Below are 24103 nucleotides of genomic sequence, written 5' to 3'. Positions count from 1 at the left end.
AGGGTATATATTTTTATTAAGCATAAAAATTTCGCGTCTCAAAGTACTTGAATTATCAATATTCAGGATTATAATTCAATACATAAGCTATTAAAATTTAATAGAGCGTGGAGAGAGTATGCGAACCTATAATGAAAAGATTAGTATTTATCATGGCATGGCGTCGACCATTGCGCTAAATTTTTCCAATAACTTTTTTCCGATTTTCGCAATTACCATTTTAGGTGCAACAAATTATCAGGTGGGGCTTATCAGTTCTCTGCCTCCATTCATGGCATTACTGATGACGATTCCGGCCGCAATTTTACTTAACCGTGCACATGCACAAAAGAAACTCGTCGCCATGTCAGTGTTGTTGGCGCGTTTAATGTTTTTATTGATCATTGCGCTTGTTTACATACCATCCACTACACTTCAGGCCTGGGTTTTTCTAGTGGTTATTGCGATTATGAGCATGCCTAATACCGTCGCCAACATCGGATGGCAAACGCTAATTGGAGGCTTGGTTAGCGATTCAAGACGCGGGGCATTCTTTAGTGTCCGCAACCGCCTGCTGACAATGGTTGGGCTCGTTTCGACGCTATTGATAGGGATTCTTATGAAAGATGCCTCTGACAACGTGACGGCCTACCAAGTTTTATTTGCCATCGCATTTTGTTTTGGTTTAGTAGAAGTGTTTTTATTGATGAAGCACAAGGAAGAACCTATGAAAATGGGTGAATCTATCGCGAAAAAGAAAGTGATGGATTGGTCCATTTTTCAACATTCCCGCTATGTTTCATTTTTAGTTGCAGCACTTTTTTTCAATTTTGCGTGGCAAATGGCTTGGGGGATTTTCAATATTTATCATGTTCGTATTGTCGGGGCAACAATCTTTTGGATTAGCATGTTTTCCGTCGGCAGTATGTTAATGCAGATTCTAACTATCCCACTTTGGAAAAAATGGGCGGAACGACAATCCAACATCCGCGTTTTTGTCTGGGCAGCCGTCGGTATGGCAACTACACCTTTCTTAACAATACTATCAACGAACTTATATTATTTAACTGTCGTCCAGACGACATCAGGCTTTTTCTTATCAGGCACTGTTCTTATCCTTTTCAATTTACTGCTCGAACAATCGCCAGAAACCTCACGGACTTATTGCATTACAACCTACAATGTTTTGCTCGCAGTTGTGGCTTTTATTGCACCGCAAATCGGCATTTGGCTGTTAAACATGTTCGGGATTGAAATTGCTATGACGGTTAACTCCGGTTTACGTTTTCTTGGAGCTGTTCTCTTTTTTATCGTCTACATTCGATTCGCTAGAAGCTCCCTATAATAGGAAGAGCCACATCAAGTTAGACCTGATGTGGCTCTTCCTATTATGCTTGTTCTGCCGTATGAATTGACACACCTAGTACAGAAACTAGATTATCATAAATAATAATACAAAAAAAGGCCGGGAATTCCCCCGGCCAATGCTCATTAAAACACTTTAGTTGTCCAATTTTCACCGTTCCAAATATCTGTCACAACGCCTTCATAAAAGTCAGGCTCATGCGAAATTAGCAAAACGCTACCCTTATATTCCTTTAAGGCACGTTTTAATTCATCCTTCGCATCTTTGTCGAGGTGATTTGTCGGCTCATCCAGGACAAGCAGATTGGTTTCACTATTGATGAGTTTACAAAGACGTACTTTTGCCCGTTCCCCACCGCTTAACACTTTCACTTTGCTTTCAATATGTTTTGTTGTCAAACCACATCTAGCTAAAGCGGCCCGTACTTCATATTGCGTAAAATGCGGAAAGGCTTCCCACACTTCTTCTAGACATGTGTTGTTGTTTTCCGACTTCGTCTCTTGCTCGAAATACCCAATTTCTAGATGATCTCCAAGTTCAACGGAACCGTCAAGCGCTCGAATTTCCCCGAGAATACTTTTCAAAAGTGTCGTTTTCCCAATACCATTTGCACCTGATAACGCGATTTTTTGTCCACGTTCCATCGTCAAATTCAGTTCTTTGGACAATGGTTCTTCATATCCAATGACAAGCTCTTTTGTTTCAAACAGAAATCTTCCTGGTGTCCGCGCTAGTTTGAAATCAAATTGCGGCTTCGGCTTTTCCGCATCTAACTCGATGACTTCCATCTTGTCCAGTTTCTTTTGACGAGACATGGCCATTCGGCTCGTCGCTGCATTCGCTTTGTTACGGGCTACGAAGTCTTTCAGATGCGCAATTTCCTTTTGTTGTTTCTTAAAGGCTGCCTCTACCTGCTGTTTCTTCATCTCGTGAACGCGCAAAAACTCATTATAATCCCCGGCATAGCGGGTGATTTCTTGATTCTCCATATGGTAGATAAGCTGAATCACACTATTCAAGAACGGGATGTCATGGGAAATCAATATGAATGCATTCGGGTAGTTCTGCAAATAATTGCGCAACCATTCAATATGCTCAACATCCAAATAGTTCGTCGGCTCATCAAGAAGAAGAATGTCCGGTTTCTCTAGCAATAGTTTGGCTAGCAGAACCTTCGTCCGCTGACCCCCACTTAAATCATGAACGTCCCGATCCAGACCGAATTCATCCAATCCCAGTCCATTCGCTACTTCTTCTACTTTGGAATCAATGATGTAGAAATCATTATTTGTCAGTTCTTCTTGCATCTGGCCCGCCTTCTCAAGCAACGCCTCCAAATCATCTGGATCCACTTCAGCCATCTTGGCAAAGAGCTCATTCATTTCCGTCTCTTGATCATAAAGATATTGATACGCAGTTCGTAGCACATCACGGATACTCATCCCTTGTTTCAACACAACATGCTGATCCAAATAGCCGACCCGTACCTTCTTCGACCAAGTTACCGTTCCTGCATCAGGCTCCAGCTTACGCGTGATAATATTCATGAATGTCGATTTACCTTCACCGTTCGCACCAATTAGCCCGATATGCTCCCCTTGCAATAAACGGAATGAAACATCTTCAAAAATCGCACGATCCCCGAAGCCGTGGCTTAAATTTGTTACAGTCAATAAACTCATCTATTTTACACCTTTTCCTTCACTAAGAATTATTCCACTTATCCAGCGCTATCTTCAACTGGGAAATGCCGAATCCTTTTCATTATATAGGCATTTCATCAATGAGGATAGGGTTTGAGGTCAGGATTTTTACAGTTCATTGAAAATAGACTGCAAAATAGACTCAATTTGCCCTATCTATATATGTTGAAATAAAGAATCTTACTAACACCGCTCGGCGCTAGGGGATGCCTTCGCTGGAGATTGGATAGAGTCATTTGTTCACAATATATAGTATGCATCTACAAATACAAAAAACAGATTGAACAAGCCACATCGGCTGTCCAATCTGTTTCTTCAATACTATCTGGATGTCATTTCCATTTTTTAATCAATGCATTAGCATCTGCTAAAAGCATTTTATAAGCTTTGTCTGAAATCAACTTATTTTCGAACTGTTGATCAAGTAGCAACTTAAAGCTCTGCATGTGTTTGACAACTTTTCCTGCTACTTCTTGCTTTTCATACTGAGACACTGCAGTCAAATGAACTTGTAACGAACGAGCAGTGCCTTGATTTGAAAACTCCCCGTCCTCCGCAAGACGCTCAACTAACGCCTTCAGATTGTTGGCACTCACATCGCCAGCACTTATATCCGTTACTGTAACAGTGAATATGTCCTCAACTGTTATCCCATCCTTGATAACTTTAACTTTAATATGTGCCGTTCCACCAACAATAGCTGTAACTACACCCTTTTCATCCACCGTTGCTACAGAATGATTATCACTAGAATAAGCAATCTCCACATTCTTCAAATCCTGCTTCTGTCCATTCTTTTTCTTGACGTTCAATTGGAGTGGAATTTGATCACCAGGGTTAATGACGTTTTCTTTGTCAATATAAATTTCTGCTGCTGAGGCCCATCCACCTTGGCCATCGATTGCTTCGAGCCTTACAAAAGCTGCCTCTTCCGGGGAAAACTTTGCTTCTTTTAAATGACTTGTATTCTCCCATTGACCATTTGCAACTTTTATAAAATCTTCCCCATTGCCACTAACATAGACATTGTATTCCTTTATATTCCCATTAGTTTCACCAGTACGAGGTAAATATCGTAAACCATCAATGGTATGCGTACCTTTCAAATCGATTGTAATCGACTGAGGCAGTTTCGCATAAGGATCCCATTGACTATGCCAAATGGAGGATTCATCCCCGTCTAGTACTTTATCTGGAGAATTTCCAGATGGGTTGGCTTGAAAACTCGTGGCAGTCGCAGTCATTTTTGATCTATCCAGTTCAAAAATGTCGCTCGATAATGTAGCCGACACTAGTTCTTCATCATCAACAATGGTAAAGCCTTGATTTGCATCAATTGTAAATGAGTTTCTAAAAGAATTGTTTAATGTCACAGTCTTGCTGACATCTTTGCCTTCAAACTTATTTCCTCCAATGTTTACATTACTACTTCCATTAAAATTCATATTCACTCTCGGAGAGATAATCGCGTTGTTTACAAAACTAAATCCTTCCGTACTCTTAACGTCTACTGTCATGCCATTTGTCATTCTGAACATATTGTCTTCTATTCGAATATTCCGATGGACTGGATTTTTCCAATCTACTAAACGATTTTCTGGATGAATATTAATAACCGGATTACCTGCCTCAATAAATTCATTGCCTCGAATCGTTACATCCTTTACCATACCGGACTCATACCAGTTACCCGAATCATTCGCTATTAAAATTGCACTCATTTGCGGGCGTAGAAAAACATTATCTTCAATCACGACTTTTTGGCGTGTCGTAAGTAAAACACCTCTCGTCGGCACACGTTCAAAATGGTTACCCCGAATTTCAACTTCTGGTGTCCAAGTCACATTCTCTACGACATCATTTGTTCGCAAACCTTCCGGAGTCGGTCTGTCCAAAGTGAGCAGTATTTCCCTATCACTTTTTCTTTCCACATCCGTTACTTTTGCACCTCCAAAAGCCGTAAGCGAGTCGGTGTGTATAAATTCAATTTCATCTTTAGGGAAGAAAGCATCGAATCCATACGTTTGATGGTGCATAAAGCGAACGACTATCTGATTTGGAGCAGGTTGTTTCACTACCTGTAAATGAGTCCCATGGACATTAATCGGGTCATCATTTGATCCTGAAAAACGACTATCTACAACTTTTATCAATCCCCGTCCACCTGAAACCTGTAAGAAGTCAGCAAATCCCGCCGTTACTCTACCCGTTTCGGCCCGCGGCGCAAAATCGACATTATCTACCGTTAAGTTCTCACTGTACTGGAATACAACGCCCAATCCATGCATGTAGTGCATGCCAACCTTTTCCATAACAATGTCTTTACTTTTATAAATAAACATGCCGACTTGATCACGGACATCTTCACGCATGGTGAAAATTTGCCCCACTTTAGCATCAGGCTTATTGTTATAATTAAACTTGAGTAAAAAAGGGTTTATTTCTTCAACGCGTGTTGCTGTGGAACCAGGATTCCACGTCCGGCGCATGATATTCTCTTTAGGGTCGAATACTTGCGCATTCCCCGATGTAAACTTCCAATATGGGACTCCGTTTTGACCGAGTTCGCTTGTCCAAACAATATTATTACCCTCAATTTGATATAATGAATCCTCATGAATTTTTGCGACTAAATAATCATTCCCTACCTCTTGTATCTCCATTTCAGAAGTGGTCGGACGAGAATAATCGATTTGAATATTTTGGATTGCGATATCTTCACTTTCGTCAATCACGACAGAAGTCATCTCTCCATGAAAAAGAAGAAGCGAGCCATTCCCCTCAATCGTGACATCTTTCATCTCTTTTATTAAAATGCCGATGGTCTTTGTCACATCGGCATTTTGACTTTCAGAAGCCGTATTTGATATAAAATACGGTAATTTAGTCGCGCCCTCTGGGAAAAAGTCATAATTCCCACTTGGGAAATTTAAAGTGACAGGGCCTTCGATTTCTTTCGCAGCAGCTATGGCCTGTTGGACAGCAGGACCCGCGTCTAGACCGGAATCTGGCACAGCGCCATAATCAGTCACATTTATGACAGTCGTTTCTTCTTTGACATTCACTTGACTCACTCGGTTTTCTTTAGCTTTGCTACCAGATGTAGATTGAATGATAGTTGCGTTTTCTACTTCCAGTGCAAGCGAAGGTGAGTTGAAGCTTGTTAATATATACGTAGTCAATAAACAAGTACTTGCTATTCTTTTCATCTTTCAATCTCCTCTCATTTATAACGGATTAAGTCGGAACAATTTGAAGTTACTTCTATCAATATAAAAGGAGCTTTTGCGGGCATGATTACAAGAAAATAGATTTGTAATCACACCCACACTCCCGGAGACATATTTAATAACAAACTATCCCAAAATATTCTCGAACAAATTAACCTTTTATTTCGATTGATATTTCTCTATTAAGTTATCCGTATTTTCTTGAAGAATATGATACGCTCTATCAGATATCAACTCATTCTCCCTCTGATAGTCGAGCAACACTTTAAAGCCCTGCATGTGTTTGACAACTTTCTCTACTGACTCTTGTTTTTCATACTGTGTCACCGCAGTTAAATGTGTTGTCAAAGAACGTGCAGCAACAGCGTTCTTGATTTCCCCTTCTTTTTCGAGTTGCTCCACAAGCGTTTTCATCTCTGCAGCTCCCAATGTTGGAGCATTTACAGTTGACTTAAACGTATCCAGCGCACTCTGTAATTCACTGGAGGCGGCATCTACTTGTGCTTGTGTAGAAGTTGGATTTCCCTCCACCTTTTTAGCCGCTTCGATGGCTTCATTCAGAACAGCTTTGGATCCTACTGGATACTCTCCAACTTCTGTACCTTCTACTGCAGTATCATGTACATCTTGCGATTCTATGATCAGATTTCGCAATCCGTCTTTCTCTACACTTTCAGTGCCCGCCGCCTTCGTCGTAATGACATGCGTTGCACCGACCGCTTCAACTTCTAAACCATTGCGGTCAATAAGTGTTGCTTTTGATACGTTAATTTTTGTTTGTGTTTGTTTTACATTGCTTTTTGTTTTCCAATTTAACGATAGAACTTGCTCGTCTATCTCCATTAACTTGCCTTTACTTTCAACAACCACACGAACTTCACCAGGTGTTTGTTCTTCAGTTACCAAGATTTGATATTGTTCCGGTTTTAACAACTCTGCAGATTCAAATTCGAAAATCTCCGAATCATATTGAATCGTTACTTGTTGTTTATAAACACCTTCCTGCATTTCCACTGGTAATTCACTTAACCCATAATTCAGAGATACTGATTCGCCTGCTGTTACTTTCTCCAGACCATCTAATTTGGCCATCGCTTTACCCTGTGGCAAAGTCTGATACAGCCCGATTTCAGCCAAATGTACTTGACCTCTTGATTTTAAAATACGTACTCGGAATTCCTGTCCTGTAACTGCCTTAGAAAGCGTAGCAATTCGTTTGTATCCGATTACTTCATTTGCGTAGATTTGCTCCCATTCTCCAGCTGCATTACGGACATCAATTGCAAAGGACTCCACTTGCTGTCCATGGTTAATGTCTTCTTGCAATACTACTCTATCAACTTTGACAGCCTCATCAAGCTTAAATGTTAGGCTACTAGGTTGTGTAGAAGCCGACTGCCAAGACGTTTCGTAAAATCCGTCACTTACCATCGCCGAATCTGCACCTGTTGCCCCATTTTCCGACTCTATTGTTGCCCCATCAGCATGGTTAATCGCGAAATCACGCTTGATTGATTTATGCCAGTCTTTCAGTCTTTTCACATCTACATCCGCAAACTTCCCGCGTTTATCGGGTGGGATATTTAATAGAAGCACTGAGTTACGAGCAACAGACTGATAGTAGATATTTCTTAGCGTATCAATACTTTTTGGTTGTTGATTATCGTGATAGAACCAACCATTTCGAATACTGACATCCACCTCTGCTGGCCACCAAGTCAAATATTTCATACCGTTTGCAGCTGCACCAGCAAGAGCCGACTGACTTCCAAGGTCTGGTGAACTGTAAGAAGGATAATAAGATTGTCTTCCATCTGCGTCTCTAGTAGCACCGAGAACACTCCACTCGTTCTCCCGAGCCCAACCTGATTCATTACCAACCCAGCGAACATCATCACCTGTAACAGCGACTACCGCCTCTGGTGCAAGAGCATCAATTAGCGTATAGTAGCTATCCCAGTCATACTTCTCTTCCTTATTTCCTGGAATATTACCTTGTGCACCATCAAACCAAACCTCATCAATTTCACCGTACTCTGTTAATACTTCATATAATTGATTTAACAGCATTGCGCCATAATCCGTCGCAGGCAATTCGAATGATGGGAGAGTAAGATCTCCAATACGATCGTCATTTTCAACCAATGTCGGGATTGTCCGTGTAGATCTTGGACTTCCATTGGCAAAGATACCATCTCGGTAGGCGCCATGATCTGATGGTGAAAGGTATACGCCAACTTTAATGCCATATTTGCGCATAGAATTTACAAATTCGCGTAATACATCCCCGTTACCGCCTTTCCATGTACTACTACCAACACTAAAGTCTGTGTAGCGTGATGGATATAGTGCAAAGCCGTCATGATGCTTGACTGTCAGAACAGCCATTTTGAAACCGCTATCTTTCAATGAACGCGCCCATTGATCTGTGTCAAGGTCTGTCGGATTGAACATATTAGGGTCATTATGGTTCCAAAGATCTCCCCACTCCACCCCATAATAGGTATTGATCCCATAGTGAATGAATGCGGTCTGTTCGTACTTTTGCCATTCTACTTGCTTAGGCTCTGGACGAACTAGTGAAGCCCTTGCAGCAAGTGCCGCTGAACATTCATTCGCTTTTATTTCAATTTGATAGCCTGGTTCTAGTCCCGTTGGCAATACACATGGTCCACCAAGTAAACCTAAAAAGTCAGTCATAAAATCGCCTTCTAATTTTGCAAATGCAACACCATATACCTCGCCGCTTAGATCTTCACCCACATTATCAGAACCGTTGCCAGCGAAAATTACTGTATCCACATCTGCATGTGGGCGCTCTGTTAGCGTTAGCGTGTCGCCAATTTGCTGACTCCCTAACAATAGACTTACTTCTGCTTCTGCTTCACCAATATTTCTATACAATAATGAAAGATGAACAAATTCTTCAGTAAGCTTACCAGAAAGATCTACAGTGGCTTTTAGTTGACCGTCTACCAAAATATCAATTGACTCAGCTTCAACCGACCGACGTAGTGTAATAGCTCCAGCCAAATCTAATATTACTGTGCCAGGTTTCATTGCAGCAGGTTCTACTGCAATTTCTGCAAGATAATCCCCTGACAGCAATCCATCCTCAGCTATTGAAGTATCTGGAGTAAAGGTGATATGTGAATTGTCCCCACTCATATTCAATCGCCCAAGCCCAGAAAATTCTCCACTCTGGATCGCAAGATTACCGTTAACGATTTCATCCCCTACTGGTAAATAAGTTGTCCCTTCTAATGTGCCAAGTCCCGATATTGACAAACTTCTGTCGATGCGTGATAGCCTCATCGTCTTCAATAACGAAGGTTGAAATTCTCCTTCGAAGCTCGTCACTACTACTCGTGAAAAGGAACCTTTAAAACCCCGAGTCAACGCTGAAGCGTGAACATCGTTACCAAAACCAATCTCATTTCCTAAATTTGTGGACCAAGCAGCTCCACCTTTAGTGGAAACGGCTGATGGAAGCTCTAATCCATTGAGAAATGTACGCATGATTGCCCCATCCTTCGTAGGCTCGTACACAATCGCGATGGTATGATCCACGTTCGCTTCAGGTGCAGCCACTCGTTGCTTCACAGAGCTCCAACTATTGTTATTATTCACTTCAAATCCATACTCAATTTCAGTAGCTGAAACATATCTAACATACAAGTTTCCTCCAACTGCAAGGATAGTATTAAAATTCTGCGGGTTTGAATCCGGTCTGAACTTCGCCTCTACAACAATAGCCTTGTCGATTACTTTGGAGGCCGCAGAACCTACTGATTCGCGTGGATTAAGATCAATCCCATCACGATTACCCTTAACAATCACTCTTCCTTCTACAATTTCCTCATTACCTGTACGACGAGTTAGGTCCCCATCCTTAATCTCCCCGGTTGGATTCGTATAGTTTTTTTCAGTCGAAAAGACCCCACCAAAAGAAACATCCAGAACCTCCTTGCTAATCGGCTCTGCATTGGCATAACTAAGTGCTGGCGATAGTGATAGACTCGTTATGACAAGCATAAGTGCGATTAACGAATAGATCACCCGATTTCCATACCGTCTCAACCTTTTTCGTGACTGTACTTTTTCAACATACCCATCTGAAGAAGTCATTAACTTAGTCGTCCTTTTCATTACATTTCCTCCCCTTGCTCTCTTTGTAGTTATACTGCTCGTCTCACTTTACTCTCAATGGTCGGATGGCATATATGTATTCAACACTGCCCGGATTTTCCTCCCCTTTTCTTCAACTGTTTCACCTCCTTTAAGTTAGTTATTCTGCTGCAAGACTCCATTTGTCGTTTGACAGTAATCATTCGAATCTTGTTGGTTAGGCCGTGATAAATTACGCCGGAGGCTTTATCAGGGAGAAATTGAACTGCATACCTACTCTTTTAGTGTGCGTATGAACATCCGCTGAATAGGAAATAAAACCGCATTCATCTCGCGACCTAAAGAGGTGGGAGTCTTTTGCCGAACAAGGATAAAGCGCTTTCATTTTTAGTTAATCTTTCGTTTCAATTGTTTCAGTTTATGGAATTTAAGAGTAGATACATTGAAAGGCTTCTTGCACGTTGAGGTGAATTCTAATGATGTTTAGGATGTAACGGGCTTGAATGAGTAGTAAATCTAGTAGTAAATGTAATATAACACAAGCCATTCAAAAACAAATCCTCATTTTGTAGGTATAATTCAAAATTTTCTAAAGTAGTGACTAAGTTGTAGTAATTGAAATTTAATAGGTTATTTGTATCATCTGAGAGTATGCAATACTAGATTCATTCAGAATCCCCTTGTGCATTTCCTTTTGTTCGTATACACACAAAATTCCATCACCCCTTTTGGTTATGTTGTTTTACGTGGATTCTTTCGTTTTTCGTAGTACTTTGCCTGTTGTCGGTCGTTGCTATGACAAAATAAACAAAGCCTGTTACCCACTTTTCTGTCTGGGTAACAGGCTTTAAAGTAAATCCTATTCAGTCTTTTGCCATTGCAGAATCAATGCTTCAGCATTAGGTTTGAGAGCATTGTGCGCCTTCTCAGAAATCAACTGACTAGCAAGCTGATAATCGAGCAACACGATAAAGCCCTGTAGATGTTTGACAACTTTCTCTGCTGCTTCTTGCTTTTCATACTGCGCTACCGCAGTTAGATGTGTTGTCAAAGAACGTGCAGTAACAGCGTGCTTGAATTCTCCATCTTTTTCGTATTGCTCCACAAGTGATTTCATCTCTGCTGCGCTCAATGTAGCCACAGGTTCAGGAACCTCGAACTCAAGACGATGCGTCGCACCAGCTGCTCCGGTTGTATCGATTTCAAACCCATTCTCGGTTTCTGTCACTGTTGTGTCGCTTGAGAGCAAAGTAAGATCTTCCCGGTCTACATTCAACTGAATCTTCGTGGCCGAATGCGTCGGGTTAGAAATAGATATGACAAACCTGCCATCTTCTTCTGTTGCGACGATAGAAGCTGGCTTATCTACAGTAATCCCATACACAGTGCCACCATTCGCTGACCAAATATTAGCGAGTAGCATATCACTATCCTGCACTTTAACAGCTTGAATGAATGCATCATTACGAAGAATTTCTAACGTGTTCTTTTCAGCATACAATTTCGTTTCTTGCGCTGTTTGACCTGGGAGTATCACATAAGCATATGTTGCATCTTTAACGCTCTTCCCATGATTGATCAACACTTTCACATAATCATTTGTATACGTTTGGTCATTATTAAAGTAGCCGTTAATATCAGCGTATTTTCCTACTCTTGTTTCTTTTTGAAGCGTTAAAGATGTCTGTTGAGGGAAATAGTAACCGATACTCTCTTCTTTTGTTTTACCCGCTAAATTCCCCCAGCTACGTGCACTTACATCCATAGTTTGTGCCTCGTTGAATAACTGTTCATTGTTCAAACTGAACACTTCGTCCGTCACTAACCGATTTTCCACAATAGTCTCAATTGAACTAGCTGACTCCCCCTGAATATCTGCACCTAAGGCGACAATCGCATCGTTTAGTAAAAACCATGATTTCTTTGCTCGTAAATCCATACCGAGTTGTAGGTTCGTTTTATCCAAGTACATACCGACAGCGCCAACCTGTCCATCGGTTGCACCACCGACCCATGTTTGTGGTGAGGTCTTTGATTGTGCTACACCATCTGCCAGTGGTTTCGTGTCTACAGTTGTCCCAGGTAAACGATATGGGTCTACTGTTGGCCAGTACCCTTCGTTAAATTGCTTGGAATCAGCATTGTATACGTACAACATCCCATCTGCAGTATGCCAGCCGTGACTATTCTCAGTATTACCGTACTCGTAGTTAGCAATGCGGTTTGAATACATACTGATCCCGACTGCATACGAATCCTTCACTTGTACAGCACGTGCCATTGAACCGTAGACTTTCATCCCTTTGTACGGGATTGCAGCACTAATTGAATGATCATTGATCACTTCTTTTGCTGCCAATAAAGCACCTAGATCACGTGCATGCTCAAAGTAATTGTTTGCATTCTTAGAAGTGTCTAGCCAATGCTTGACTGCTTGTTTAAAGTATTGTTGATCTTCTGTACTAGCAAATTGGCTAATCAGTAGTGTATTGGCAATCGTCTCAGAACCTGCCGCAAATTCAGTTGTGAATGGATTCGTAAATGGTGCCCGTGAAATACTTCTACCATTTACCATTGACATCATTTGTCCACGAAACATGAGAGGAATATAGCCATTACGAACAGTCTGAAAGACGTTTTCTATTGAAGCATCTTTCATCTCCCACTCTGTCCCTGCAACGATCGATTGGATACGTCCTACACCTTTCAAGAGTTCATTCCCATAGCTTCCTGTGTACGCATGATTTGTGTGTTGGACTACAGAACCATCTTGATATAATCCATCGCCAGATTTAACCATTTTGAATACATCTGGAACTGTCTGTTGTACAAGCTTCATTTTGGCATCTTGTTCTATTAATATAGCAGCCCCCAAAACAGAAATTCCGATATCAGTGCGATTTGCACCGGTTGCTGTATAAGATGGCCATTGCTTTGCTGGATCCGAAGCATAACCGCTGATCGCTTTCACATACATGTCCAAACGTTCTAATCCACCCGGCAACTTCAATAAATCGTCTCGCAGAATAATGAGCGTATCGACAAAGGGCTGCGGGCTCCCAATTTGCCAATCCCACCAGTTCCCTGTCGAATAGCTACCATTATATTTTTTCGTGATGACCATGAAATCAAGTGCATCTAACAAATCTGCTCGAAGCGCTTCGTTCCCATACAGCACGCTTCCTTCTATGCCATATGCTAGGGCTAATTTCTTTAAATTATTGAACTGCGTCGTATAATCTGCCGACACGGTATCTGTTGAGAGTCTTGGCCATAAATACGTTCGATTGACATCTTTATTCAAAGTTGTCCAAAGTTGCTCCCCCATGGTGGAAACCTTATTTACGTATGCTTCCACATCTGCATCTTGAACATTTAAATCGACTTGACCAACCAATTGTTCTTTCCAACGATTACGCATTTGAACATATTGGACTTTTTCAGCTACGACCTCTACCATTGCCTCTGCTTTTTTCCCATTTGATGTCGTGATGCTGATGATTGCTTGTCCTTCCTGTAAGGCGCGAACGAGTCCATCATTAGAGACTGTCGCAATCTCATGATCGGAAGACGCCCATTCTACTTGTTCAGATGGAGTCAAATAGCCTGGGGTAATCGTGTAAGTCAGTTGTAGTTGCATGCCAGATGTTAACTGGATTTCCGTATCCTCTAGATGCACATCGATTACTTGTGGTACTTCTTTATACACTTCAAGTTCTTTGATTGATGAACCATAATATTGACCATTTGAAGCATTCTTGAATTGTTTGTTCTGAACGTACTTCACATATCTAGCGTCCGTGGTTTCAAACGAGATTGTCTTCAGTACCGCCCCCCCTTGTGAACCATTCGATTCCTTAAACACAGATTGATAAGTGATACCATCAGCAGAAACCTGCAACTCGTAATCAGGGCTCTCCGCATGGAATTTGATTGTAAGCATTTGGATTGGCTGTTGCTCACCCAAATCTACAACAAGCCATTGCTTATCCACTTTATCCGCTGACCATCTCGTCATTTCGTCCCCATCAACGGCTTTTTCCCCTACAAACTGCGGATATTTCCAATTACCGTTCACTTTACCGCCTTCAACACCGGAATAAGTTACCGGCTTATCTAATGCGAGATTCGACGGTGAATCTGCTTTCACCATTTTAATAGTTGCACCTTCGAATATAACGATGGATAAAACACTTAAACACATAGTAAATAACATGGTAAATAACCACTTTTCCGAACGTTTTTTCAAATAAAATCCCCCTTTCGAATTTGGTAATTATGAAATTCATTCTGGTACATAATAATCCGTTTAATTGCGGTGTAAATAGACTATTTACAAATTGACGTTTCTTTTCGACGATTTTCCTCCTTTAATATTTCAATAATATTGATCAAACATTTACTAATAAATATTTTAATTAGACGCAAAAAAAAGGCAGGGGTACCGAGTTAAAAGAAATAAAATTCTTTTAACTGTACCACGCTGCCTGATCGAATCAGTAACATGTGATCAATTTAAAATATCGAAATAATCATAACAGTAATTGTTAAAACAAACAACATATAGGTGTTATTTTTTTCTGATTATAGCAATACTTAAACACTTTAAAAAAGTAATCCGAACGTCTCAGAGAGTATATCAGCCTTATTATTAAACGCACTAGCCTTTTTTCTGCTAGTATATCTCCTATTTTTACATATTATATATGATGAACTTATCATTTTCACCTAATTCCGAGCGTTGTTAGTATGATTCTATAGCTCAATTTAAATGATGAAAATCACGAAATCGATTCAAACAGATGCCGTTTGGTCCGATTTTATTGCAACCAATCATTTCTTCTATCCTCAGCTGTAATGAAAAACAGATTGAACAAGCCCTTTCGGCTGCCCAATCTGTTTGCTTAATGACTCATTGCCACTGCTGAATCAATGCATCAGCATCAGCCTTTAGTGCATTATTTGCCTTGTCAGAAATCAACTGATTTTCTAACTGTTGATCAAGTAACAACTTAAAGCTTTGCATATGTTTAATAACCTTGTCAGCTGCTGCTTGTTTTTCATACTGTACAACCGCAGTTAAATGGGTAGTCAGAGCACGTGCAGTACGATTATCCTTGATGTCCCCCTCTTTTTCAAAACGTTGCACATGCTGTTTTATACCAATGGCACTTGGCCTTGCACCTTCTTCTACTAAGCCATTCATCGCTTCTTCAAGAGCGATTACTTGCGCATCAACTGCTGCCTGAGAAGCTTTCTTATCGTCGATAATTACCTGTGCGGCTGCAATCGCCTCGTTAAGCTTCTGGACTGATTCTTTCGTCTTTCCTGTTGTATCCACGCCCTTTGCCTCTGTTAGCTTTGCTTCAAGCAAAGACTTGTCAACGCCTTCAGTAATTTCAAATACTTTTATAGAATGCGGTTCAATTGTCGTCGTAAACATGTTTCCAACAGATCTTATATCAGCTAGTTGTTCGAGCTGAACATTGTTCGGATTCATAACCGTATTAACTGAGAATTGGCTTTCACTTTCAAGTGCATGAACCTTTGAAATATACTCACCTTCTGGAAGTGTCAAATTTAAATCCTTTGCATTGTTTCGATCTGTATTTACTACGAACGCATAAATCCTTCCATCATCACTTTTGCTAGTAAACGCTTTAATCGAATCCACATTTGAGAAATCAGATATTTTGGTATTATTGGTTATTTTGTTATCCACTCTGATGTTTCCAGTATGATTATTCAAAAGTTCGAACACTCTTGCGCTTGGAGTTGAAACATATTCATACGTCCCATCCCCCTGTTTAAATGCCTGAATGACTGCCTGTTTTCCAGGCCCAAGTGAGTCTCCTAGCGGATAGTCTATCAGAGTATGCTTATTGATATAATCTACCCCAACGTCCATGAAATCAATGATTGAATTAGCAATGTAGATAGCATGGGTTTGAGAGCTTATGAAATCATCGTTATAATTGTAAATTCCAAACTCGGAAAGTGCAGCATTTAAGTTTTTGCCAGACACTTTTCTCATGTAGTCCACTAAATTTTTAGTATCTACAAGAGCCCTATTTCTACCAATTTCCATGATTTTTTCATAAAGGTACTTATCGCCGGCACTAACACTATTTCCAGAGTAAGGGTGTATCGCTATTCCATCATATGGATACTTCTTTTCCATTAAATCGATGAAATTACTATTTGGATACCCGGAATATATTTTTATATCAGGATCAATTGCTTTCATTTGTTTATAGATTTCATTAAATCCATCTTGAATGGTCTTGTACTTAGCTAATAATTCGGTCCCCTTAGGTGGAATGTTACCATTTACCCCATCCCCGAATATGATCTGGCCAGTGCTGTAGTCGATTTCATACACATCTCTTGTTCCAGCTGTACTCAAGTCATCGACTCTTGTCCAAGCCTTCCCATCCACTAAAATAGTTTCAGAGTTCTCAACTACAGGATTGTATCGAATGTATTTAACCTGATTTGCGCTTGCATCTGAAAAACGCTGTGAACGTCTCCAATCCTCATCATCTACCAACTCCTGAGCTAGTCTATAGCTATTTACGTTATTTGTTGATACACCGGTGAAGTCCATTTCGCCACCTAGTACATAAGCCTTTAATAAGCTTCCGTAAGTATTTCCACTCATCCAATAGTCTTGAATCCATAAGTCCATTTCATTGCCAAGTTCAAAACTCTTCACACCATAGGGCTTATCATGGCCATTATCAGCCCTCACTTGCGCCCAATCAATCCCTCCATTAGGATTTTCTCCAACTTCGGCATTTAAATATTCGACTAGGTCTCCAGCATCTTGAGCAGAGCCATTGCCCATGCCATAAACATAGATCATCTCACTATCATTTTCTTCGAGCCACCTTGCAGCTTCATCTAAACCGAAGTTAGGTGCTAGTGGTTTATTGTTCTCTTCATATGGCAACCCATGAATTGTTTTTTTCCTGTCCTCTACTGACCCTATTGATCTTTTCCACTCAAAAAGATTGGATACGGTGCCTCCCGGGTAACGTACTGAGCCGAAGTTTGCTTTTTTAAACTCTACTTCAAAACTATCAAATATCTGTTTATTTTCTGCATCCCAAGAACTGTAGCCATCATTAGCATATCTGTGGTTAATTCCAAACATTTTTTTCGCTATTTCGCCAATCTCATTTTCCGGTTGAATCGAGATTGTAGTAGCTTCTTGTGGAATCGTCGGTTCCTCAACTATGCTTTTCTTTTCATTTTCAAAGTTACTTAGAATTACGTCGTCAGATAGTAGGCTATTTGAAACATGTATCTGATCAATCAGTCCATCATACCTATTCACGCCGGGATCTGCTAACGCTTTATGAGCCCCAATTCTTAATGTAAAGTTTCCTGAACTTACGTTACTAGAATTGAGTGGTTTTTCATCAACCTTTTCACCATTCAGGTATAAAGCTATCATTGATTTTGCCTTATCGATTTTTAAAGCAGCGTTTACCCATTTCCTATAAGGAATGTACTCATCAAAGATGATATCCTTTCCGTCTATATAAGTTCCAAGTTTATCCGCCCTATGGTAAAGAACGCTTCTCCCTACATTTGAACCGTCATCCAAAAATTGAAACATGATATTGGACTTATTATCACTAGAATCGATGTTAAACCAAAATTGAAGTGTAAAGGCATCTTTCATATTTAACTTCGTTGTCGAATCCAAATAATGCGTTTTCTCCCCATCAAAGGAAGCACCTTTCCCCCAAGGTGTTTCTACAGTGTCTACCGTTCCAGAAAACCGCATGTCATTTGAAAGGTCATTTTCTATATCCACTGCGAATGCCATTGTCGGTTTCACAACAGTCGCAAACACTAAGCTTAGAGCTAATAAAAATAATCCTATTTTTTTCATACTATTTCTTTTCTTGTTCATTATTGTTTTCATTTACAATACACCTCCAAAGTAATGTTAGGCTATTTTTATAACACACCTGCAATTCATCCATGTTGGCATTTCTCAAAAAGAAAGCCCTGTGCCAGGAGATTTCTTTGGTCACAGGGCTTTCGTACGTCTCTTTTATAAATTTATTGCCACTTCTTAATCAAGTCGTTCGTGTCTGCTTTTAGTGCGTTATATGCCTTGTCAGAAATCAAGTCATTTTCTTTCTGATAGTCAAGTAACACGATAAAGCTCTTCATATGTTTGACAACTTTTTCTGCAGTTGCTTGCTTTTCATACTGAGCTACTGCAGTTAAGTGTGTTGTCAAAGAGCGGGCAGCAAGCTCGTTCTTAAACTCCCCTTGCACCAAGAATCTTTCAACACTTTTCTTCATCCCAGCTGCGCTGACGACTTTTTCACTTGTTACTAACCCGTCAATCGCCGCTTGTAATGAAGCCATTGCAGCAGCAAGTTCTGCCTCCGTCTTGATCGATTCAGAAGCCGCCTCCGCTACTTTGATAGCGTTTTGCAATGTCTGGAAAGATTCTACTGTATAGACACCGTTGTCATTCGAAATTGCTTTCGCCTCTTCTATTAAACGGTATAGCGCATCTTTATTTAGCTCATCAGGAAGATCTACTGCCTTATGCAATGTAAATTCCGCTGCACTTGCGAATCCGCCAACACCGTTCAACACTATGAATTTCACAAACTTCGCATCAACCGTTTCAAACTCAATATCTTTACGCAGTTTATTATTGGCCAAATCGCCTTTGGAAATTGAACGGTAGTCTTTACCATCATCACTAATCAAAAGTTCATATTGTAAAATATGCCCATTCGGACCAGCATCCTGTCTTGGTAAATAAGTCATTTTATTGATCTTTGTGACTTCGTTTAGATTAATAGTGACTTCATATGGCAATGCCGGCGTTTTGTTCCACGCACTATGCCACATTGTACTTTCATCACCATCGAATGCAAGTTTAATGGGTCCTTCTTTCATCGTATTTCCTTGAACTTTTTCTTCACTCGTTGCTGTCACCGTGAAATGTTTAGGTTCAATTACAGTCGGATCGATATATCCGCCTAAGCTTAGATGTAATTTTGTTATAGTACCGTCCAACGTATTTTCCAAACCACCAATTCTTTGAATAGGTAATACAAGCGTATTATTCTTCTTCACCGTATCAGCAGTTAGGTGTACTTCTTTACCATCTACAAACAATCGTGTTTTGTGCAAGGCAGTGGTAAATAATAAATTGGTTTTCTTATTTGCCTCAAGTTTGTAATTGAAGGAGTACTCGTTATTCTCATACTTATACCCTACATAGCCGTCTTTATTGACAGCATAAATCGTACCGAATCCATCTGTTTCCATTAATACTTGTTCTTTATCAGTTTGATTCACTGTCACTTCGACTTCCAATTTAGCTTTGTCTTTTGGCCCAAGATTCATCAAAGGTGTTTCGACATAACTATCTTTTCCATTAAAAGAAAGCCCGTTATTCAATGTAGTGTTATTTTCTTTTAGTAGATTGTAGTTATTGCCACTTTGATCTTCTGTCCCTTTTAAGAAGTCATATTCTAAAACAGAATCTGTTGCTGACTCTACGCTAAATCGTGGATTACTATTTGGCGCATACCCTACTTCACTGCTCAGATTTTTGAACTCTTCAAAGGAGCCTTCCAATTCTGATCCCCAATTTTTCTGTGCCATTACTGGAATCGCATCAAACAAACGATCAAACATGTCAAAACTTGTGATGCCATTTTCCCGCTTATCCACTTGGTCATTCCAAAGCGCGAACATTCCTCCTAAAAATTGAGGATGTGACTCATCAATGACGACACCATTACTGAACTTATTTGGCTTATAGTTCTTAAAGAGATTTTCGATATTCAGGTAATCATAATAGTAACCAGCATCTGGTACTAGATAGACTTGTCCATCGTCGATATTAATAATGTCAAATCCTTGGTCCAACATCGCACTAGGCTCTGCCCAACCCGTATTCCAAACTTGCATTTGAACATTTTCGGAAGTGACTGGCGTATTGCCTCTTTTGCTTGATAGACTTCCCCATATTCTTACCGTTCTTTGCTTGTCATCCCGAATGAATTTGAGCATATCATCAGCATATTTTCTGTAAACCTCTGCTCCGCCATAGTACTCATCACTACCAATATGGATCGGTACATCGGCAAAGACTGGATTGTCCCCATCTAAATACTCATCATACATAGATTTGATAAATGGAAGCGTATTGGGATTATCAAGATCTAGCATGGCCGCTCTTTCTTGATCTGTTTTGCCATTGGCGATGGCCCCTTTATACATAAGATCGGGTCTGACCTTTATGAGAGACATTGCATGTGCAGGTGTTTCAAATTCTGGAACAATGGTAATCCCGTGCTTGGCTGAATCTGAAATTAGTTTTCTAAATTCATCCTTCGTATAATGCCCATCATCCGAAGTTAATTGTTGATCATTTCCTTCGATATCAGATTCAAGTCGAAAACCTTCATAAGCATTGTATAAGGCGTCTTCCGTGTTTGCATAATCCGCAAGGAAAATGTAATTATCGTTTAGATGAATTTGAAAATCATTCATTTTGTAGTAGCTCATTGTTTTCATGAGGTCGTAAATATAGTCTAATTCTGTGAACTTACGCCCTACATCTAACATAAGACCCCTAACAGGAAATTTAGGATAATCTCTTACATACCCGTTATTGATTTCTTTAGTGTCGCTTTGCTTTAAGATTTGATGTAACGAACGAGTGGCAAAAAATGCGCCCGTATGGTGCGCGGCGGAAATTGTAATTTTATTATCTTCAATCTCCATGCCATAGCCTTCTTCTTCGTAGTTATTTGCGTCATCTGCGGCAAAAACGATTGTATTTTCTGCTTCAACCTCACTTAACGATAAATTGAGACCAATTGACCTCAAATCCTCGATGAGCATATTAGCAGCATCGGTAAACTTAGGATCTTTGACAAATACCTTTGTTGTATCGTCTATTTTCATCGTCCCTTGTAGACCGTGCCATTCTGATAATGCGGGGATCACTTCTGGTTTACTATTTACACCCTCATTATCAAACTGACCCTCGACAGAAACCGTAAACTCTCTAGTCGTTTTGATCCCCGTTTCACTTTCATGTTGAAGTGAAACTTTTACATCCTTCTGCACCAATGGTTTACGTACATTTCCCTCTAAGTCTATGACAGGTGTTGAGTTACTACCTACTAACGTGATTTCACCAAGAGTCGCCTTAGGTATTTCTAACTTCATCGTCTCTCTGTTGTAGTCAATGGAAGTTATATCATCTAACGAAATGACATCGTTACTGTAAACTTCAAACTCCTTCACACCTACATTATGATAGTTCAAAGTTCCACCATCATACTTTGTCACGACTAACTTTATATACTTCGCATTCACTGGTTTCTCAAGATTGATCGTATGCCTTTGTTTCATGACTTTTTCTGTTTGGCTGAAAGCTGTATGCCAAACTTGATTATCTTCCGAGGTTAAAATGTCATAGTTCACTATATTTTGGGCTGCCGACTGTCGTTCCCAATGGATTAAAAAAGACTTCACTTTTGTTACATTCCCTAAATCTACTACTAGCTCTGGATTGCCTGCAAAACTGCTTCTCGGCACAGTTCCCCAATGGGTTCCGAGTTTCCCGTCAACCGCATTTGCCCCAATTGTTACACCTTCAAAGTTATTGACTTTTACATTCTTGCCCAATGCATGATTTCCAGCCGAGTCAACGATATCTGTTTGCGATACGATTTCATTGGCATAAGCTACATGTCCATTGGTTGTTATGCTCCCCATTAACATTGGAACAACTAGGAAGCTAGAAAGAATGATCGATGTTACTTTTTTTCTTTTATTCCGCGGCTTATATGTCATTTATCTCACTCTCCTTCTCGATTTCACATATAGATCTGCTGTAAATTATGGTCATCGTTAATGATCCCATGTTTTTCCTATCCCTATCTTTTATTTTGTACTTATTCATTCCCAGTAGTTAATTAAGATAATTAACTTATAGCGGAATCCTACTATCTTCATTGTTTCCCCATGAAAGTAGTCAGTCGAGTCATTGCTTTCGCATACTTAATCATCTGATTCACCTCCCTTAATAGGTAAAGCGCTTTCATTATATGAAATTAAATAATTGGTGGTTACTTTGATAGATAGCTTGCACGTGGAGGGAAATTCTTAAGGTGTGGTGGGTGCAAATCTTTTTGAGAGTAAATAAACTTGCATTAATAGCAATATAACACAAATATACCAAAAACAGCTTGTTTACGTCCACTTAATTCAGAATTAAAACAATTGATAATTAAGTTTTACTATATGAATCAAGTATAGGTAGATTATATTAATCTACGACATCCTATTTTCCTTTCTATGGAATGTATCTGGTACTATAGTAAATTAGGCGCCAAGCTCTCAGTCAATACGAAATTGAATGAGAACCTAGCACCCTACATTTCAGGTCAAAACTAACAACTTATTGCCACTTCTTAATCAATCCATCAGCACTCGCCTGTAAAGCATTATAAGCTTTTTCTGAGATCAATTTACTGTCTTTCTGATGGTCGAGCAACACGATAAAGTTTTTCATGTGTTTAACAATCTTATCGGCTGCTTCTTGCTTTTCGTACTGAACGACTGCAGTCAAATGCGTTTTCAAAGCATGGGCCTTTTGAGCGTCTTTAAACTCTCCTTCTTTTTCAAAACGCTCAACAAGTGCATGAATCGTAGCTGCACTTACGTCTGGTGTTATTTCTACTAAACCGACAATCGCTGCTTCTAACGCGGCAATTGCTGCCGCTAGCTGATCTTCTGTTTCAATCGATTCTAGTGCCAACTCCGCTACAGTAATTGCTTCCTGCAATGCTTGATAGGAGTCTACTGTATATACACCTTCATCGTTGGAGATTGTTTTTGCTGTTGCAATTAATGCTTCCAGTTCTGTTACATCGACTTCCTGTCCCGGCCCAGACTCTGTAATTTCAGCTGCGTTGTACTCTTCAATTGCAGCACTAAGCGCTTTAATGGCTGTATCTACGTCTTGTAGTTTAGCCGAATCACGATTCCATACAGCTTCTGCAATGCTAATTTAAGCATCCAATGTTGTACGCGCCTCTTTCGGGTACTGGCCAAGCTCTGTGCCTCCTTCTGTATCCGCCAAACGGGCTTTCGCATCGCTCACAGCCGTCTCTAACTTGGTTTTGTCCAAAATGAAATGGATATTGTATGTTACAGTACGTTTACCATCCTCTGACTTGGCAATGACTTTTGCCGTAGATGGTGCCGTGACAGAAGATACGACGGTAACTCCAGTATTATTTTCCCCTGTTGCTTTAATTTCAGGTAACGCTTTAAGATCACTTACTTTGACACTATAATTATAGGTTCCGTCTGTTTGCTTAAAGTCTGCGAGAATGCTTTTCCGATCCAATTGAATGTCAGAAACCTTTGGTTCAGCATTTGCCTTTGGCCACTTAGAAAAGATTTTCATTTCTGTAATCCCTAAGCCCATGCCTTTTTGGACTGTCATGTCCACTCTAATTGCGGAGGTTTTAACCGCGTCGAATGTGTAGACGTTGGCCGCTTTTAATGTCGGTGACGCTGGATTACTCTTTACGTTCGTCACATCTATCCATTCCCCATTGGCAGATTTACATTGAAATATCTTCATTATAATATCCATTCGACTACTCTGGAATCCCCTCGAC

Annotated in this window: 9 protein-coding genes; 1 reads left to right on the top strand and 8 read right to left on the bottom strand. The window is 40.1% G+C overall.

Annotated features, from left to right (window positions below; all coding sequences use genetic code 11):
• The first annotated feature begins 118 nt into the window (after positions 1-118).
• Complete coding sequence (locus tag ACIQ0H_RS17180) at positions 119-1324, top strand: MFS transporter (RefSeq protein ID WP_403417360.1); 1206 nt, start codon at positions 119-121, stop codon at positions 1322-1324.
• A 146-nt stretch (positions 1325-1470) separates the two neighbouring features.
• On the opposite strand, the gene ACIQ0H_RS17175 is transcribed toward ACIQ0H_RS17180, so the two are convergent.
• The 8 genes from ACIQ0H_RS17175 to ACIQ0H_RS17140 all read right to left on the bottom strand — a co-directional run bounded on the left by ACIQ0H_RS17175 (position 1471) and on the right by ACIQ0H_RS17140 (position 24021).
• On the bottom strand, positions 1471-3027 hold the full coding sequence (locus ACIQ0H_RS17175) for an ABC-F family ATP-binding cassette domain-containing protein (RefSeq protein ID WP_403417357.1): 1557 nt from the start codon (positions 3025-3027) through the stop codon (positions 1471-1473).
• A 353-nt stretch (positions 3028-3380) separates the two neighbouring features.
• On the bottom strand, positions 3381-6257 hold the full coding sequence (locus ACIQ0H_RS17170) for an alpha-1,3-galactosidase-related protein (protein WP_403417354.1): 2877 nt from the start codon (positions 6255-6257) through the stop codon (positions 3381-3383).
• A 180-nt stretch (positions 6258-6437) separates the two neighbouring features.
• The gene (locus ACIQ0H_RS17165; RefSeq protein WP_403417351.1) at positions 6438-10427 is read right to left on the bottom strand and encodes an alpha-L-fucosidase; all 3990 of its coding nucleotides are present in this window, start codon (positions 10425-10427) and stop codon (positions 6438-6440) included.
• Positions 10428-11265: 838 nt separating this feature from the next.
• Positions 11266-14655 (bottom strand): polysaccharide lyase family 8 super-sandwich domain-containing protein, encoded by a 3390-nt coding sequence (locus ACIQ0H_RS17160; RefSeq protein ID WP_403417349.1) that lies wholly within the window; start codon positions 14653-14655, stop codon positions 11266-11268.
• Positions 14656-15318: 663 nt separating this feature from the next.
• Positions 15319-18342, bottom strand: a complete 3024-nt coding sequence (locus tag ACIQ0H_RS17155; protein ID WP_403417346.1) for an FIMAH domain-containing protein — start codon at positions 18340-18342, stop codon at positions 15319-15321.
• A gap of 140 nt (positions 18343-18482) precedes the next feature.
• Positions 18483-22265, bottom strand: coding sequence for a discoidin domain-containing protein (locus ACIQ0H_RS17150; RefSeq protein ID WP_403417343.1), 3783 nt, complete (start codon positions 22263-22265; stop codon positions 18483-18485).
• 607 nt (positions 22266-22872) lie between these two features.
• Positions 22873-23259: an FIMAH domain-containing protein gene (locus tag ACIQ0H_RS17145; RefSeq protein WP_403417341.1), complete on the bottom strand. Its 387-nt coding sequence runs from the start codon at positions 23257-23259 to the stop codon at positions 22873-22875.
• Between the two features lie 225 nt (positions 23260-23484).
• The gene (locus tag ACIQ0H_RS17140; protein WP_403417338.1) at positions 23485-24021 is read right to left on the bottom strand and encodes a hypothetical protein; all 537 of its coding nucleotides are present in this window, start codon (positions 24019-24021) and stop codon (positions 23485-23487) included.
• Positions 24022-24103 lie beyond the last annotated feature (82 nt).

It is taken from the genome of Sporosarcina sp. NPDC096371 (genome assembly GCF_044762865.1).
GTDB lineage: Bacteria > Bacillota > Bacilli > Bacillales_A > Planococcaceae > Sporosarcina.
Note: the sequence above shows the minus strand (reverse complement) of the source record. Positions and strands in the feature narration are given on the sequence as shown.

Bases quoted from the DNA above. Each gene is read 5' to 3' on its own strand.
- ACIQ0H_RS17180 (WP_403417360.1), top strand. From the start codon at position 119: ATGCGAACCTATAATGAAAAGATTAGTATTTATCATGGCATGGCGTCG.
- ACIQ0H_RS17175 (WP_403417357.1), bottom strand. From the start codon at position 3,027: ATGAGTTTATTGACTGTAACAAATTTAAGCCACGGCTTCGGGGATCGT.
- ACIQ0H_RS17170 (WP_403417354.1), bottom strand. From the start codon at position 6,257: ATGAAAAGAATAGCAAGTACTTGTTTATTGACTACGTATATATTAACA.
- ACIQ0H_RS17165 (WP_403417351.1), bottom strand. From the start codon at position 10,427: ATGAAAAGGACGACTAAGTTAATGACTTCTTCAGATGGGTATGTTGAA.
- ACIQ0H_RS17155 (WP_403417346.1), bottom strand. From the start codon at position 18,342: ATGAAAACAATAATGAACAAGAAAAGAAATAGTATGAAAAAAATAGGA.
- ACIQ0H_RS17150 (WP_403417343.1), bottom strand. From the start codon at position 22,265: ATGACATATAAGCCGCGGAATAAAAGAAAAAAAGTAACATCGATCATT.